Annotated in this window: 14 protein-coding genes; 5 read left to right on the top strand and 9 right to left on the bottom strand. The window is 55.5% G+C overall.

Translation table 11 applies throughout. The annotated features are described in order from the left end of the window. Window positions 1–6: 6 nt before the first annotated feature. From DB48_RS07435 to DB48_RS07410, 6 genes are all read right to left on the bottom strand, one after another. Window positions 7–2,856 (bottom strand): formate dehydrogenase subunit alpha, encoded by a 2,850-nt coding sequence (locus tag DB48_RS07435; protein WP_041509656.1) that lies wholly within the window; start codon window positions 2,854–2,856, stop codon window positions 7–9. Between the two features lie 51 nt (window positions 2,857–2,907). Next, a complete protein-coding gene (locus DB48_RS07430; protein ID WP_011863868.1) occupies window positions 2,908–3,108 on the bottom strand; it encodes a twin-arginine translocation pathway signal in 201 nt (66 codons plus the stop codon). A 165-nt stretch (window positions 3,109–3,273) separates the two neighbouring features. After that, on the bottom strand, window positions 3,274–3,939 hold the full coding sequence (locus DB48_RS07425) for a TorD/DmsD family molecular chaperone (RefSeq protein ID WP_041509655.1): 666 nt from the start codon (window positions 3,937–3,939) through the stop codon (window positions 3,274–3,276). A gap of 10 nt (window positions 3,940–3,949) precedes the next feature. Next, the gene (locus DB48_RS07420; protein WP_041509654.1) at window positions 3,950–5,620 is read right to left on the bottom strand and encodes a 4Fe-4S binding protein; all 1,671 of its coding nucleotides are present in this window, start codon (window positions 5,618–5,620) and stop codon (window positions 3,950–3,952) included. A 187-nt stretch (window positions 5,621–5,807) separates the two neighbouring features. Then, window positions 5,808–6,398 (bottom strand): DUF3306 domain-containing protein, encoded by a 591-nt coding sequence (locus tag DB48_RS07415; RefSeq protein WP_041509653.1) that lies wholly within the window; start codon window positions 6,396–6,398, stop codon window positions 5,808–5,810. Further along, complete coding sequence (locus tag DB48_RS07410; RefSeq protein WP_041509652.1) at window positions 6,398–6,868, bottom strand: DUF3305 domain-containing protein; 471 nt, start codon at window positions 6,866–6,868, stop codon at window positions 6,398–6,400. Before DB48_RS07410 ends, DB48_RS07415 begins: the two co-directional genes overlap by 1 nt. A gap of 295 nt (window positions 6,869–7,163) precedes the next feature. Between DB48_RS07410 and DB48_RS07405 the strand changes: the two genes are divergently transcribed. From DB48_RS07405 to DB48_RS07390, 4 genes are all read left to right on the top strand, one after another. Further along, the gene (locus tag DB48_RS07405) at window positions 7,164–8,009 is read left to right on the top strand and encodes a formate dehydrogenase accessory sulfurtransferase FdhD (protein ID WP_041509651.1); all 846 of its coding nucleotides are present in this window, start codon (window positions 7,164–7,166) and stop codon (window positions 8,007–8,009) included. Window positions 8,010–8,033: 24 nt separating this feature from the next. Beyond that, window positions 8,034–8,939 (top strand): helix-turn-helix transcriptional regulator, encoded by a 906-nt coding sequence (locus tag DB48_RS07400; protein WP_041509650.1) that lies wholly within the window; start codon window positions 8,034–8,036, stop codon window positions 8,937–8,939. Between the two features lie 87 nt (window positions 8,940–9,026). Beyond that, window positions 9,027–10,916 carry a DUF294 nucleotidyltransferase-like domain-containing protein gene (locus tag DB48_RS07395; RefSeq protein ID WP_041509649.1) on the top strand — a complete coding sequence of 630 codons (1,890 nt, stop codon included), beginning with the start codon at window positions 9,027–9,029 and terminating at the stop codon, window positions 10,914–10,916. Window positions 10,917–10,923: 7 nt separating this feature from the next. After that, the gene (locus DB48_RS07390) at window positions 10,924–11,643 is read left to right on the top strand and encodes a 3'-5' exonuclease (RefSeq protein WP_041509648.1); all 720 of its coding nucleotides are present in this window, start codon (window positions 10,924–10,926) and stop codon (window positions 11,641–11,643) included. A 47-nt stretch (window positions 11,644–11,690) separates the two neighbouring features. Here DB48_RS07390 and DB48_RS07385 read toward each other — a convergent pair whose 3' ends face one another. Beyond that, window positions 11,691–13,262, bottom strand: coding sequence for a BCCT family transporter (locus DB48_RS07385; protein ID WP_041509647.1), 1,572 nt, complete (start codon window positions 13,260–13,262; stop codon window positions 11,691–11,693). A 378-nt stretch (window positions 13,263–13,640) separates the two neighbouring features. Here DB48_RS07385 and folM point away from each other — a divergent pair, with 378 nt between their 5' ends. After that, on the top strand, window positions 13,641–14,348 hold the full coding sequence (folM, locus tag DB48_RS07380; protein ID WP_041509646.1) for a dihydromonapterin reductase: 708 nt from the start codon (window positions 13,641–13,643) through the stop codon (window positions 14,346–14,348). 243 nt (window positions 14,349–14,591) lie between these two features. On the opposite strand, the gene moeB is transcribed toward folM, so the two are convergent. Together moeB and moeA are read right to left on the bottom strand one after the other, a co-directional pair. Next, window positions 14,592–15,359, bottom strand: coding sequence for a molybdopterin-synthase adenylyltransferase MoeB (moeB, locus tag DB48_RS07375; protein ID WP_041509645.1), 768 nt, complete (start codon window positions 15,357–15,359; stop codon window positions 14,592–14,594). Between the two features lie 11 nt (window positions 15,360–15,370). After that, a complete protein-coding gene (moeA, locus tag DB48_RS07370) occupies window positions 15,371–16,618 on the bottom strand; it encodes a molybdopterin molybdotransferase MoeA (protein ID WP_041509644.1) in 1,248 nt (415 codons plus the stop codon). Window positions 16,619–16,739: the final 121 nt, after the last annotated feature.

The raw sequence follows: 16,739 nt of genomic DNA, 5'->3' as shown, positions 1-16,739 counted from the left end.
GTTGCGTTAGGCTTTGGTGATCTGACACAAGCTAGACTTAGTCTCTTGCATCTGAGTCACGACGTCATAGCCATAGGTCAATACTGTGTTGGCCGATTCACCAATGATGTAAGGCACTGTACCTTCTGGGTAGCTCTTCTCTAGGCTCTCGCCTTCGAACATACCCGCGAAGTGGTACGGCATGAAACACTCGCCTTCAATCACACGCGGTGTCACCATTGCCTGCACCTTGATCTTGGCGCCTTCTGGGCTGTGAACCCAAACGACATCGCCATCACGTAGACCACGATCCGCCGCATCGGCAGGGTTGATCTCGATGAACATCTCTTGCTGTAATTCAGCCAACCAAGGGTTAGAACGTGTCTCTTCACCACCGCCCTCGTACTCAACCAGACGACCAGAGGTCAAGGCGAGTGGGAATTCTTTGGCAAAGTCCTGATCCTGAATAGACTTGTACAGGGTAGGAAGACGCGCAACCATACGGTCATCGTAGGTTGGGTACTTAGACACCAGATCACGACGAGGCGTATACAGAGGCTCACGGTGAACCGGAATATCATCCGGGAAGTTCCACACGATACAACGGGCCTTGGCGTTACCAAATGGAATACAGCCGTGCTTAATGGCGACACGCTGGATACCACCAGAGATATCTGTCTTCCAGTTCTTACCTTCGGCAGCCGCTTTCTCTTCGGCAGTCAGGTCGTCCCACCAGCCAAGCTGCTTAAGCATCTTGTCGGTGAACTCTGGGTAACCATCCTTGATCTCGCTGCCCTTAGAGTAAGAGCCTTCGGCCAAGATGTTGTTGCCATTGTGCTCAACACCGTAACGGGCACGGAAGTTACCACCACCAAAGCGGACTTCACGGTCGGTACGGTAGAGGATCTGGGTACCTGGGTGCTTCATCTCAGGTGTGCCCCAACATGGCCAAGGCAGACCATAGGTTTCGCCCTTAGCTGGGCCACCCGGTGCTTCCAGGCTCTTGATGTCGAAGGTGCCCCAGTTTTCCTGGTGCATCTTCAGACGCTCTGGGCTCTGGCCTGTGTAACCAATGGTCCACATACCCTTGTTGTATTCGCGGACGATATCTTCGATCAACGGCTCATCGCCATTCACCTTGATATGCTTACACAGTTCTTTCTCTATGCCCCACTTCTTCGCCAGCTTGTACATGATGACGTGGTCAGGCTTAGACTCGAACAGCGGCTCGATAACCTGTGAACGCCACTGCAGTGAGCGGTTAGAGGCGGATACCGAACCATAGGTCTCAAATTGAGTCGCCGCCGGTAGCAGGTAGACACCGTCTTTACGGGTATGCATGACGCCCGCCATGGTAGGGAATGGATCCACTACCACCACAGTGTCCATCTTGTTCAGTGCTTCACGCACCTCACGGCCACGGGTCTCTGTGTTGACCGACTGACCCCAGAAGAAGGACATACGGATGTTGTCTTTCTGGGCGATCTTAGACTTGTCTTCCAGCACGCCGTCGTGCCAACGAGAACAAGGAATACCGGTAGAGGTCATAGGATCCTGACCCAGGCGTTGTTCCTGGTCGAAGCGAGCCTTGACCCACTCATAGTCCAGATCCCACACGTTACACCAGTGCTTCCAAGAACCTGTCTTGAGGCCATAGTAACCAGGCAGGGTATCGAACAGCAGACCGAAGTCGGTAGCACCCTGTACGTTATCGTGACCACGGAAGATGTTAGTACCGCCGCCCGATACGCCCATGTTGCCCAGCGCCAGCTGCAGGATACAGTAAGCACGGGTGTTGGCATTACCTATGTGGTGCTGAGTACCACCCATACACCAGACTATGGTGCCAGGCTTAGTCTCGGCCAGCGTCTTGGCCACACGGTACATCTGCTCTTTAGGCACACCAACTACGTTTTCAACTTCTTCAGGGGTCCATTTAGCGGCAGCTTCGCGAATGCGCTCCATGCCGTAGACACGCTGGTCGATGAAGGTCTGGTCTTCCCACTTGTTTTCGAAAATATGCCACAGCAGACCATAGATATAAGGAATATCGGTACCTGGGCGAATATGCACGTACTCGTCGGCCTTAGCCGCAGTACGGGTGAAACGAGGATCGACAACGATAATTTTCGCGCCGCGCTCTTTACCTTCCAGAATGTGTTGCATGGCAACCGGGTGGGCTTCAGAAGGGTTAGAACCGATAAACATCATCGCCTTGGCGTTGCGGATATCGTTGAACGAGTTGGTTTGCGCACCATAGCCCCAGGTGTTAGCAACACCGGCTACAGTGGTAGAGTGACAAATACGTGCCGAGTGGTCGACGTTGTTGGTGCCCCACATGGCAGCGAATTTACGGTAGAGATACGCCTGCTCGTTAGAGAACTTAGCACTACCCATGAAGAAGATTGAATCCGGGCCAGACTCCTTACGGATATCCAGTGCCTTCTGACCGACTTCCTCGATAGCCTGATCCCAAGAGATACGCTTCCACTTACCGCCTTCGAGCTTCATGGGGTACTTGAGGCGCTTCTCGCCATGGCCGTGCTCACGCAGAGACGCACCCTTGGCACAGTGACCGCCGGCATTGAATGGATGATCGAAAGCAGGTTCCTGACCTGTCCACACGCCATTTTGCACTTCGGCATAAATACCACAGCCCACTGAACAGTGAGAACAGATGGTACGCTTCACTTCGGTTGGCGCATCATGTGGCACTTCTTTCGCTTCGGCTTTGCGCATCATTCCAGCGCCAAGCATAGAGGCCGCGGCAATACCACCAGTAGCAAGACCTGCAGACTGAAGGAACTGACGACGACTTAGACCTAGGGCAGGCTTTTTAGCGACTTCTGCCTGGTCTGTTTTGCGGGTTAATCGCATCACACACTCTCCTAATGTTATTGAATTACTGCGTAATTACTCGTCCAAGGCTTACTTGGTACGTAAAGACGCGTAATAACTACGAATATGATCTGTCTCGTGGTAACCATCGCCGTGCGCTGCATCTTTTTGAGGTGCAGGCGTTGCTGCCGCAGCCTGGCCGCTCACGGTTGCCACGGCACCCGCTGCACTGCCCAGGGCTAATGCTTTTAGCAATTGACGACGACCCATATCGGAAGCTTGCTTCTTCATAGTGTCTCCTTGATGTTGACTCAATTTGGGCCCTAGTCTCATCATCTCGGTCAACCCAGCTTTCAGCCGGTTAACACTAAGACCAGAACCCGACGCTTGGTGAGGGTTGCCCCTCGGTTTCAGTATGTCGGCGCGCTGGCGCCGACATCAAAGCTAAACCACAGCCTAGGACGCGAGTTCGCTGGCTGTTGGTTCAATCTTCTCCGCCTCGCTGCCGGGGCAGTTCACCGGAATATCTAACTTAAGTTGTTCAAACTCATTGGCTTCGATAACGAAAAACGCCTTGGCCAGCTGCGCCACAGTGGCGTAGAAGGCCGCGCTTGGCGCCCGTCCAAGATGGTCGCAGAAGCGATCGATCCAGCTGCCGATATGGCGCTGATAAAAGGCCAATTGGCGGAAGCCCGGCGCCTCCAGGATCAAGGTGCCCATCACCTCACACAGGGCGGCCACGTGATCTTCCGGCTCCTTCACCTCTTCGCTGCGCTCGAAACCCAGCTGCGCCAGATCCTGTCTGAGCAGGGCCAGCGGCTTGTCCATCAGCGAGCCCGTCATAAACCAGCTGCCATAGGGCAAGATCTCACCGCTACCGACGCCGAGGAAGATGTTGAAATACTCATCTTCCAGCTGCTCGGGGGTAAACTGACCCGCCGCCAATTTCAGCGCTAACCAGGCCTTGGTCATATCGCTGTCATCGTCGGCATCTATCTCCAGGGTGGAAAGGAACTGCAACAGTTCAGCACTTGGCTGCTTGCGTAAAAGTGCCGCCAAAAGCTGGTAGATATCGGCTCTTAACTGATCGTTTTCTGATACTTCTCTTACTAATTCGGTCATGGCTAAACTCTTATCGCAGTTGCTTTTCAGGATCTTGAAGTATGTCTTCAAACATGTCTTTTACCCGGCAGTCGCTACACATCTTCAGACGCTCGGTATTCGCGCTAAAGGCACTGTGTCCGCCGACTACATCCAGCATCCGTTGCACCATGGATTGGGTGGCGAATGGGGTACCACAACGAATACATTCGAACGGGGCCTCCTCATTCAGGGTTTGACGGCTCTGACGGGCCGCCGCATCGAAATTAATCTGTGGTGTCAGGCTGATCACCTTCTCCGGACAGGCCGACTCACACAGGCCGCACTGCACACAGGCCTGCTCGACAAAATAGAGCGCCGGCTTGTCGCCGCCGTCGGTCAGCGCCTGGGTAGGACAGGTCGACACACAGGAGAGACACAAGGTGCAGTTATCTGTGTTAACACTCACCTTGCCGTAAGGAATATTGCTCTTGCTCAGGCAGGCATCGGTAGAGGCCGCCTGGCTGTTGAGGTGATCGATAGCCGCATAGAGGGTTTCACGCTTAGTGGTGGCAGCGAATTCACCCGGCACTATCACAGGCCAGCTGGCGCTCGGCTCGATCAACGCGGCTAGCTCGGCAATCTGCTTGGCCTCAATCACACTCACTCGCTGGGGTTGCCCCATCTCGTCGAGGATCTCGTTGGCCAGCTTAAGCTCACCGTTGAGCATCTGAGTCAGGGTCGGCGCGGTGGCCTCAGTGTTGAGCACTAAGATCTGACGTGCGCCCCAGGCCAAAGCCGCCATCCAGTGATCCATGCTGGCGACGGTGATCTCCTCGAGTTCTACCGGCAAGATGGCACCTGGCAGCTCGTCGCTAATCAGTGAGGCACCCAGGCTGGCATCGTGGAACAAAATCACGGGGGCGGTCTGCGCCGCACTGCGAAAACGTGTCACCAGCTTGTTCAGGTAGGAGTGCAGCGCCTGTGGCGTCGGCAGGTCGTAGCTGATGGCTCCCGTTGGACAGGCATTGGTACAGCTACCCGCACCATGGCAGAGGTAAGGGTCGATCTCTATCTTGTGATCTACGCTGGCAATGGCATCGGCCGGACAGAAGTTGAGGCAACGGTTGCAGCCATCTATGCCGTTTCTGTGGTGAGCACAGATATCGCTGTTCACCTTGACGTAGCGAGGCTTGTCGAACTCGCCGATCAACTCGGGCAGCTGGGCGATGGCATCCATCAACTTGGCCTCATCCTGCCCCACGTAGAAATAACCCGGTGGCAGCATCTCGAGGTTGATGCAGGGAGACTGGCTCAGGTCGAGGATAAGATCGAAATGGGCCTTACGAATGGCCACCAGGCTGAGATCGGCAGTGCCATCATCATGCTCCACCTTCACCTGGAACTGGCCAAGGAAGCCTTTGATCTCGATGAGCTTGTTGTAATAGCTCTCGACATCTTCGGCGGCGTTCATCACCTTCTCCAGGTGTTCTTCATCCTGGCTGGTGATCGATTCGTTGGCCAGAATGGCGCGCTGACCCATGTTGGTCAGCTTGTCGGCCGCCAGACGTGCCAGATCTTCGGGGCCAATGACCAACACATTGCCCTCTGTGGTGTAACTCACTGTGGGAGGGATCAGGTTCTGCAGAATTTGTGTCTGCCCCAACACTTGCTGGCGCACCTGTTTCAGGTGGGCCAAATTGTCGCTCGTCTCTAAATGCATGCTCACATTGCGTTCCTAAGCAGTATTTGGCTGCTGTATCAGCCGGGTGGCTGTTGTGCTCTAACGGCATGCGCTTGTTGCGCCAGCTTCACCCTGAATTCAACGATTATCTAACTCGTTGTTAATTGCGGTTAATACAGCAATTCACGTACCAAATTTATGGATTTAAAAGCACTCTAAACTTACCTTAAACAACAGGTGGCTTGGTTGATGCCTGTAATTCTGGTTCATTTTGGGGCACCTCCTCGGATGCCCTGTCCAAATTGTCCTCGGCCTGTGGCGCACCGTTTTCCTGCTGCGCCAGCTGTGTTTCAGCCGCGTCGGCACCAGCCTCCGCCGCCTCTTCATCCTTAGTCAGATGCCTGAAGACCTTCTTGGCTAATTCGGCCGAGACCTCGGCGGTCAACTTGGGCTGATCCGTATAGTCCAGGGCGTATTCCAGCAGGCCATCGATCTCGTTATAGTGAGGCTGTTTCCACAGGGCTCTCAGGGCCGCCGTCTTGGCCTCTGGGTCGACATTGTCGGCCATGAAACTGGCGAAACTGCCACCCACCTCTATCTTCTCGGGATCCGGTAGATCCTCGGCGGTCAGTATCTTCTTCTCTTCGCCAGGGGCTTGGTCGCTCGGCTCGTTAACCTCTGCTACTTCGGCCTCAACCGAAGGCTCGATAGTTGGCTCCTGCTCCTGTTCGGCCAGGCGCGCCGCCTCTTCCTCGGCCTGCACCTGCTGACGACGCTGGGTCCAGCGTGCGAAGAGTCCGCTTGGTTTATCACTCATCAGGACACCAGCCCCCTATCCGGATTGGTACTCGGCCCCTCGTTCTTACGACGATTAACATGCTTGCGCCTATGGGCGCAGATCTCCACCTCGCCGTGACGGGTGATGAAGGCCTCGATCCAACAGGCGATCGCCTTAGGCATAGGGAAGTTCAGCACAGGCGTGTCCCCTTCCAGGCAACCGGCTGCGACATTTTGGTCTGCCGAGATATAGGCGGGTACCCAGGTACCATCTTCCAACTCGTCGCACACCACGTAGAGCATGGCATTATCCATATCCAGGTTGATGCGGTAGCTACCGCGCTCATCTTTGTAGAGCTCCAGCATGACGATGTGGGCCCCGGCAGGCGCGGGCTGAGTGGCTGGGACTATCTGATCTAACTCCCAACTTTCAGCGGTCCAGCGCCCCACCTGTTTCTCCACCTTCTTCAGTGAGACATACATGGGCCATTGACTTTCGGTATGTTGCATTGCGTCTCCGTTTTGCCTAGCAGGCCGGCGTATTGCTGATTCGCCGGGCATTGGGTTAGCGATAGACCTACCAAAGCAATTTACATGCCATCGCCAGAAGGGGAATAGTTTGAACTGGATCATCAAATCCCTAACAAGCGTAGGACAATTTGTCCTAAAAGCCATTTTGGCCGGGACAGAAAAGGGCGACATCTCACAAAGTCGGCGCCTGGATCACGCATTTACACTCGAAATCATTGCATGGGAACGATACTTGCTATGCTCAGTGCGCCCCCAATGCAACAAGACGAGAGCAATGACAAGTTATAAACACCCCACACTGGTCAAGACCCAGGCCGATGCCCCCCTCACCATGGCCGTGAAGGCCATCAACGAGCAGGGCGAAGTGGTCGACAAGTATATCGCCTGTGAACGTCCCCTCACCCTCTACCTGAACTGGCGTCCCATAGTGACCCTGATGACACTCGGTGCCCGTCCCGAGGCGTTGGCACTGGGCTACCTGAAGAATCAGGGCTTCATCAGCGATGTCGAACAGCTAGAGTCTGTGATCGTGGATTGGGGGGTTAACTCGGCGGCGGTGCTCACCAAGGAGTCGACCGCACACCTGGAAGAGAAGCTGGCGGAGAAGACGGTGACCACAGGTTGCGGCCAGGGCACAGTCTATGGCGGCTTCATGGATGGCGTCGAAGATATTCGCCTGCCGACCCCAAGGCTGAAACAGAGCATGCTCTATAGCCTGCTCAATAACATCAGCACCTACAACGAGACCTATAAGAATGCCGGCGCCGTGCATGGTTGTGGCCTGTGTGAGGGCGATCAGATCATCGGCTTCGTCGAAGATGTCGGCCGCCATAACGCGGTAGATACACTGGCCGGCGAGATGTGGCTCAAGCAGCAAGGTGGCGGCAACAAGCTGTTCTACACAACTGGGCGTCTCACCTCTGAGATGGTGATCAAGGTGGCCAAGATGGGGATCCCTGTCCTGCTGTCGCGCAGCGGTGCCACCCAGATGGGACTGGAGCTGGCCCAGAAGCTGGGGATCACCATGATCGCCCGCGCCAAGGGGCGCCACTTCCTCATCTACCATGGTGCGGAAAATATCGAATTTGATGCCACGCCGCCGAAACGCAACCTAGGTTAACGGCAAAGGTTTAAAGGACTATCCATGACTGAACCCAGCGAACTCGTCTACATGAGCGCCAAACAGGTCGCCGAGTATCTCGACCTGAATGAGAAGAAGGTCTACTCCATGGCCAACGACCGCATATTGCCCGCCACCAAGGTGACGGGTAAGTGGCTGTTTCCCAAGATACTGATAGATCGTTGGGTCATGGACTCCTGCCACAGTGGCATGTTGTCGGATCGCATGCATATCACGGGCAGCGACGATCCCCTGCTCTCCATGTTGGTGGCCCGTCTCATGTCCAAGATAGGCAAGAGTGACCTGATCAGCTACAGCTCCACAGGCTCTCGCATGGGGCTAGACCTCTTGTCTCGCGGCTATGCCGACGTCTGCACCCTGCATTGGGGCAATGTGGAAGAGCGTAACATTCGCCACCCGGCCCTGTTAAAGGGCTACCCTAACCACCAGCAGTGGGTGATGGTACACGGCTATACCCGTCAGCAGGGGCTGATGATGCGCAGCGAGATGCACCACAGATGCCAGGAGGAGGAGAAGGTGATAGGTCTGCCCTGGCGCTGGGTGGGACGCCAGGCAGGTGCCGGTAGCCAGCAGCATCTGGAACACTGGCTGATCAAACAAGGTGCCAGCATAGAGCAGCTCAATCCCCAAATCACCGCCTACAGCGAGCGTGAGCTGGCAGGCTTCATCGCCCGCAACGAGGCCGACATAGGCTTCGGCTGCCAGTCTGTGGCGCTGGAGAGCGGTCTGAGCTTCGTGCCTCTGGTGACCGAGTCTTTCGACTTCGTGATGCCACAGGGGATCTACTTCAGACGTCAGCTTCAGGCGCTGTTCGAGATACTGGGCAGCACCCAGACCCGACAGCTCGCCGCGCAACTCGGCGGCTATGATCTCAGCCAGTGTGGTCAGATGCTGTGGACGGCCCATTAGCCCGAAATCTTTTGGCTTCATCGCCTTACAAAGCCTGTGCTATGGGGTAGTATGTAGGGTAATAGCAAAACATCTACAGGCAAGCCGATGGAAGCAGAGTTAAACGAGATCCAAAACTTCTTAGTCCAGTATCCCCCGTTTAACGCCCTGCCCGAAGAGGTGGTCAGCATGGTCAGTCGCCATGTGGAGATCGCCTACTATCGCCAAGACACCCCCATCATCCACTTCGGCGATCATATCCATGACCTCTACATGGTGCGCAGCGGCGTGGTGGAGGTCTATCGACGCAAGGGCGAGCTCTATAACCGCCTGGACAGCGGCGATCTCTTCGGCCAGATGGGCCTGCTGACCAACAACAAGGTGCGTTTCCCCGTCAAGGCGATAGAGGATACCCTGGTCTATTGCATTCCCGAGGCGATCTTCCAGGAACTCTATGAGCAGCACGATACCTTTGCCGACTTCGTCGAGGTGGAAGACAGCGCACGCCTGCGCCAGACGGTATCTAACTCCAGCGACCAAAATGACCTGACCACCTCCAAGGTGAAGACCCTGCTGACCCGAGATGCCCCGGTGATCCATAAAGATGAGAGCATACAGCAGGCGGCCATCCGAATGGCCCAGGAGAATGTCTCCTCGCTGCTGGTGATCGATCCGGACGTCTTGGACGATGAGGAATCCGATGTATCGCCCCTGCTGGGGATCATCACCGACAGGGATCTCTGCACCCGGGTCGTCGCCGAAGGCATCGACCCGGCCACCGAACTGGCCAGCGTGGTGAGTGCAGAGGTGATCACCCTAGATCACAACGCCTATGTCTACGAGGCCATGCTCACCATGCTGCGCTACAACGTGCACCATCTGCCGGTATGCAAGGGACGCAAGCCCATAGGCATCATAGAAGCCACGGATATCGTCAGATACGAGTCACAGAATTCACTGCTGCTGGTCAGCAGCATCTTTCAGCAGCAGAGCCTAGAAGATCTGGCGACGCTTTCTGCCCAGGTCAAAGACAGCTTCGTGCGTCTGGTCAACGAGGATGCCAACTCCCACATGGTGGGCAGCGCCATGTCGGTGATCGGCCGTAGCTTCAAGCAGCGCATACTCGAAATGGCCGAAGAGAAACTCGGACCGCCGCCCATCCCCTACTGCTTTCTGGCTCTCGGCTCCATGGGCCGCGACGAGCAGCTGATCGTCACCGATCAGGACAATGCCATCATACTCGATGACAGCTTCGACAAGGCCAAACACGACGACTACTTCAGCCAGCTGGCCCAGTTTGTCTGCGACGCCCTGGATCGCTGCGGCTACAGCTACTGCACCGGCGATATCATGGCCACCAACCCTATGTGGCGCATGACCCGCAAGGAGTGGGAAGCCTGTTTCGCCGACTGGATTGACGACCCCAATCCCAAGGCCCTGCTTAACGCCTCCATCTTCTTCGATCTCGACGGCGTCTATGGCCGCCTCAAGTGGGCCGAGCAGCTCAACGGTTTCATCGTACGCCGGGCACGCAAGAACAACCGCTTCCTGGCCTGCCTGGCCCGCAACGCCCTCAACCGCACTCCACCACTGGGCTTCTTCAAAGACTTCGTGATGGAGAAAGATGGCCGCCATAACAACTCCATCAACCTCAAGCGACGCGGCACGGCGCCGCTGGCGGATCTGATCCGGGTACACGCCCTGGCGGTGGGCTCACGCTCTCGCAACTCCTTCGAGCGCCTAGACGACATCATAGACGCCAATATTCTTCCCAAGGGCCGTGCCCAGGATCTGCGCGATGCCATGGAGTTCATCTCCATGGTGCGTATCCGTCATCAGGCTTTTGATGTGGAGCAAGGCATAGATCCCGACAACAACATTGAACCGGAAAATCTGTCCGACTTCGAGCGGCGTAACCTAAAGGATGCGTTTCAGATCTTGAGTAACGCCCAGAACTTCCTCAAGTTCCGCTACAACGCCAGCAATCAGTTTAAGTGAGGCCAAGATGCTGAAGAAGCTACTCTCACCGCCTAGCATCGACTGGCCCGGTAAGTTTGAGCAGAGACTCAAGACCACTGAGCATGAAGGCTTGCGCCAGTACTACATGGGTGGCCTGCCCGATCCCGACACCCCGCTGGCGGAGATAGAGTTTCTGGCCATGGATTTCGAGACCACGGGCCTGAATGTCGACAAGGATGACATCGTCAGCATAGGCACAGTGCCCTTCAATCTACGGCGCATCTTTCTCAACCGCGCCAAGCACTGGACGGTAAGACCCAGGGAACAGCTGGCCGAGGAGTCGGTGATCATCCACGGCATCACCCACAACGACATACTGGACGCACCGGATTTTTCCGCCATCTTCGAACAGGTACTGCAGCAGATGACGGGTAAGATCATGGTGGTGCACTATCAAGAGATAGAGCGACGCTTCCTGGAACGGGCACTGATCAACCGTATTCGGCAGGGGATAGAATTTCCCGTGATAGACACCATGGCACTGGAAACCGACATACAGAATCGCCAGCATGGAGGCCTGCTCAATCGTCTCAAAGGCGAGAAGCCGGGCTCGGTAAGGCTGGGACAAAGCCGCTCGAGATACGGCCTGCCCAGCTATCCACCGCACAACGCCCTGACCGATGCCATCGCCACCGCCGAGCTGCTGCAGGCACAGGTCGCTCATCACTTCGACCCCAGCCGTCCAATCAAGGATTTTTGGCAATAAAAAAGGCGGCCAGGCCGCCTCTTTTGTTTGCTTTAACCGACTCGGCTTTAGAAGCGCTCGGTACGCATCCCCTTGAGCAGGCTGACACACATCAGCAACAGAATCACGGTAAAGGGTAGCGCGGTAGAGATAGCTCCGGCCTGCAAGGCCTGAATCGCCCCAGTGCCGCCAATCCACAGCAGTGCCATGGCAATCGCACCTTCCAACAGCGCCCAGAACACACGTTGCGGTACGGGCGCGTCTATCTTGCCGCCGGCGGTAATGCTGTCGATCACCAGAGAGCCGGAATCCGACGAGGTGATGAAGAACACCAATACCAGCACTACGGCGATGATGGATAGCAGAGTGCCGAAGGGTAATACATCGAACATCTGGAACATGGCCAGCGGCACATCGGTCAGGCCTTTCTCACCCAGCTCGCCCACCTTATTGACCACTTGATCGATTGCCATACCGCCAAATACCGACATCCAAATAAGGGTCACAGCCGTGGGTACCAGCAGCACTGCGGTAATAAACTCACGCACTGTTCGGCCCTTAGAGACCCTGGCGATAAACATGCCCACAAAAGGCGACCAGGAGATCCACCAGGCCCAATAGAATACCGTCCAGCCCTGGAACCAGGCCTCATCGGTACGGCCGTGAGGATTACTCAGGGGAATGATGTTCTCCACATAGGCCATCAGGGTGGTGGGAATGGTGCCCAGACTCACGGCGTAGCCGATCATGGCCACTAAGATAAGCAGCAGGAAGGCGACAATCATATTGATATTACTGATCACCTTAACGCCACCGTCGATGCCGCGCACCACAGAGACTACGGCGAGCAGGGTCACGCCGACAATCACTATCATCTGCAGCCCAAGACCGGCATCCAAACCAAACACGTGGTGGATACCACTGGCGGCCTGCTGCGCCCCGAGTCCTAGCGAAGTTGCCAGGCCAAACAGGGTCGCCAACACGGCGAGGATATCGACGATGTGACCCGCCCAGCCCCAGGCTCTGTCACCCAGCAGGGGATAGAAGATGGAGCGGATAGAGAGAGGCATACCCTTGTTGTAGGCGAAAAAAGCCAGCGAAAGGGCGACCACACCATAGATGGCCCAGGGGTGCAGACCCCAGTGGAACATGGTGGCACCCAAGGCCAACTTGGCCGCCTCGGGTGTGTTCGGCTCAACGCCGAGCGGCGTCTCATACCAGCCGGTGAAGTAGGCCACCGGCTCGGCCACACTCCAAAACATCAGACCTATCCCCATGCCTGCCGCAAATAGCATGGACAACCAGGAGAGGAAGGAGTAGTCCGCCGTGGCCTCGTTGCCACCCAGGCGGATCTTGCCATACGGCGACAGGATCAGACCCAGGCAGAAGATCACAAAAATATTGCCCGACCAGATAAACAACCAGTCGAACGCGCCAATAATCTTCCACTTGATACCGTCGAGCACAGACTTAGCCGTCTCGGGATCGGTCAGTAGGGTCGCCAGCAAGAAGGCAGCGATCAACCCGGCACTCACCCCAAATACGGGGTTGTGTACATCAAACCCCCACTTCTGCACATTGTCCTGACCAACCGTATAGTCGGTGCTTTCAATGCTGTATTTATCAATACCTTTCGTCATCGATTCTCTCCGTTAAAACCTCAAAGAATCGCCACCAGGCCATCATTTAGATTTGATTAAAATGATTTGAACTCATAGCAATATAATAAAAATATTCGCCCCCATTGTAACAGCCATACCGGTGTTATTCCAAATTGAAGCCAAATTTTGGCCATATATATCTATTTTTCCGGATAAAAACTGTCTAGAGCGGCATATCGACAACCGGCAATATAATTCGAACACAAACAATAAAAGATTTATTAGAGGAGAATAAACTTTTAACCATCCAGATGAAAAAGACCCAAGACAAGGGCGGTTGGCCCGAAAGCACTTGAACCCGGCGAGTCGCCGCGGCTACTATCGATGCCAACATCGGCAATTCCAAAGAGCATCAGGATGCAAAAAACCATACTCATCACAGGCGTAGGCAAACGCATCGGCCTCTATCTGGCCAAGGCCTTTCTTGCCCGCGGACACAGGGTGATCGGCACCTTTCGGACTCACTACCCCAGCATAGACGCCCTCGCCGAATTGGGCGCCGACCTCTATCAATGTGACTTTACCGATCAGGCACAGCTCGACGAACTGATCCTGACACTAAAGCAGCGCTACCAAGGCCTGGATGCACTGATCCACAACGCCTCGCTCTGGCTGAGTGATGACGATTCTGTGGGTGTCGACCAGGTCATCAGCCAGATGATGCAGGTACATGTCTATGCTCCCTATCAACTCAACCTCGCCCTGGCGCCGTTACTGCAAAACCGAGAGGCCATGACAGACATCATCCATCTCACCGACTATGTGGCGCAGAAGGGCAGCAAGAAGCATATCGCCTACGCCGCCAGCAAGGCCGCGCTGGAAAATATGGCCCTCTCCTTCGCCGCCAAGCTGGCGCCACAGGTCAAGGTCAATGCCATCGCCCCGGCGCTGATCTGTTTCAATGAAGATGACGATAAAGACTATCGCGACAAGGCCAGGGCCAAGTCAGTGTTGGCAAGAGAGGGTGGCGAAGCCGAGGTGCTACAGGCGATCGACTACCTGATGCAGAGCCAATATGTGACGGGGCGATCCCTGGCGCTGGATGGCGGCAGACACCTGAAGTAATACCATTCGTAATAAACAATTGATCATTCTAGCTTGTTAAAACGCTCGATAACTGTATTAGTATTTTTAATTGTAGAATAACTACTTATCTAAAAATCATGCTTTGTTCTCAAGCGTTTTTCCTGCGCTATTTCTGATCACATGTTTACTGTGATTGGTATAATACTCAGATAACGGCAAAATCGACCGGACATAAAAAAAGCGAGGCTAGGCCTCGCTTCTCACTTAAACATTAGTAAACACTTACACACTACATACAGGGCAACCTGCCTGCTTAGGGAGTTTCATCTCGCGAAACTCCATGGTCATGGCATCTATCATCAGAATGCGGCCACTGAGGGCCTTACCCATCTTGGCCAGCACCTTAATTGCCTCAACCGCCTGCAGGCAACCTATCATACCCACCACGGGCGCCAGAATGCCCGACTCGACACAGGTCAACTGTTGATCGCCAAACAGCTTGCTATAGCAGTGATAACATGGGCTCTGCTCGCCATAGTCGAACACTGTGACCGTCCCCTCCATACGTATGGCGGCGGCTGATACCAGTGGCACCTTGTGCCGGAAACAGGCCTGATTAAGCTGTTCACGCACCACTATGTTGTCGGTGCAGTCCATCACCAGCTGATGCTCGGCCACCAGCGCCAGGATCTGCTCGTCATCGAGCACGGCGTTGATCGTCTCCACCTTTAGGTGCGGATTAAGCTGCAGCAGCGATGCCTTAGCCGACTCCACCTTGGGCTGGCCTATATTGGCATCATGATGCAGCACCTGACGCTGCAGGTTCGACAGCTCCACGGTATCGAAATCCACCAGCGTCAGCTGACCCACACCCGCGACGGCAAGATACTGGGTGGCGGCGCAGCCTAAACCACCGGCACCTATCACCAACACCTTGGCCTGCTTGAGTCTCTCCTGGCCGTCGAAATCCATCGCCTTGATGGAGATATGGCGGCTATAGCGCAGAATCTCAGCGTCAGAGAGGATCTCCTCTTGCATATTCGGCTCCATCTGCCCAGCCCCTAGAGTGCCAGCACTGAGTTGAAGGGCTCCACGGTCACCAGGCTACCGTCCGGCGTATCGCCCTGCTCCTGAGACAGGATGATGAAGCAGTTGGCCAGACTCATGGAGGTCAGCATGCCAGAGCCCTGACCACCGGTGACACTCACCTCGGCCTCACCCAGGGCGTTTTGACTCAGCACACCACGTTGATATTCGACGCGGCCGGGGAACTTACGCAGGTTGCCCTTGAGCTTAGCTTGCAACAAGAGCGGCTTGACCTGTGGCAGCCCCTGCATCTTATTTAGCAGCGGCCACACCAGCTTGTAGAAGGTCACCATTGAGGAGACAGGATTACCCGGCAGACCACAGAAGACCGCCTCGCCGATGCGGCCGAAGGCGAACGGCTTACCCGGCTTGATGGCCAGCTTCCAGAAGGTGATCTCACCCTCCTCATCGAGGATCTGCTTGGTAAAGTCGGCATCACCCACGGAGACACCGCCCGAGGTGAGCACCATGTCGGCACTGGCCGCGGCATTACGGAACGCGGCGCGGATCGCCTCCGGATCATCCTCAATCACCCCGAGGTCTATCCATTCCACGTTGGCGCGGCTCAATAGCCCCTGAATGCTATAGCGGTTAGAGTCATAGATCTGACCCGGTGCCAGCTCACTGCCCACGGGGCGGAGCTCGTCACCCGTAGAGAAGAAGGCGACCTTCACCATACGGGTCACTCGCACCTGGCTGGCGCCTATGGTGGCCAGCACTCCCATCTCTGCAGCACCAATCTGAGTCCCTGCCGACAACACCTTACCGCCAGTTTTCACCTCTTCGCCGCGACGACGCACGTTGGCACCAAGGGCCTTGGGTGCCTCGATCACTATGCTATCGCCGTCTGCCTCGACCTTCTCCTGCATCTGCACAGTGTCATAACCCGGCGGTACAGGCGCGCCCGTCATGATACGCACACAGGTATTGGCGCTGGCCTCGCCCTCGAAGGGATGACCGGCAAAGGATTGACCGATAAGAGTAAAACGATTTCCCTGGGCCAGATCCTCGAAACGGAAGGCATAGCCATCCATCGCCGAGTTATCGAATGGCGGCAGGTCTATGCTAGACGCCAAATCTTCCGCCAGTACACGCCCCAGCGCATGGGGAAGCTGCACCATTTCCGATTCTTCCAGTGGACGAACTTGTTCCAAAAGCTTGATGATGGCTTCATCGGGATGCATTAGGCTGGGTTTTGCACAGGGATCGGCTTGCATAGACATAGAGTACCTTAGCGTTAACTGTAGGATATGAGTAAAAGCGAATATTGCCGCTCATTATGCCATGCTGAGATCAGAAGACTATGATCTCAACGGCAGTTTTTGGCCGCAATCTGCCGAGATT

The organism is Shewanella sp. cp20, assembly GCF_000832025.1.
In the GTDB taxonomy this organism is placed as follows: domain Bacteria; phylum Pseudomonadota; class Gammaproteobacteria; order Enterobacterales; family Shewanellaceae; genus Shewanella.
Note: the sequence above shows the minus strand (reverse complement) of the source record. Positions and strands in the feature narration are given on the sequence as shown.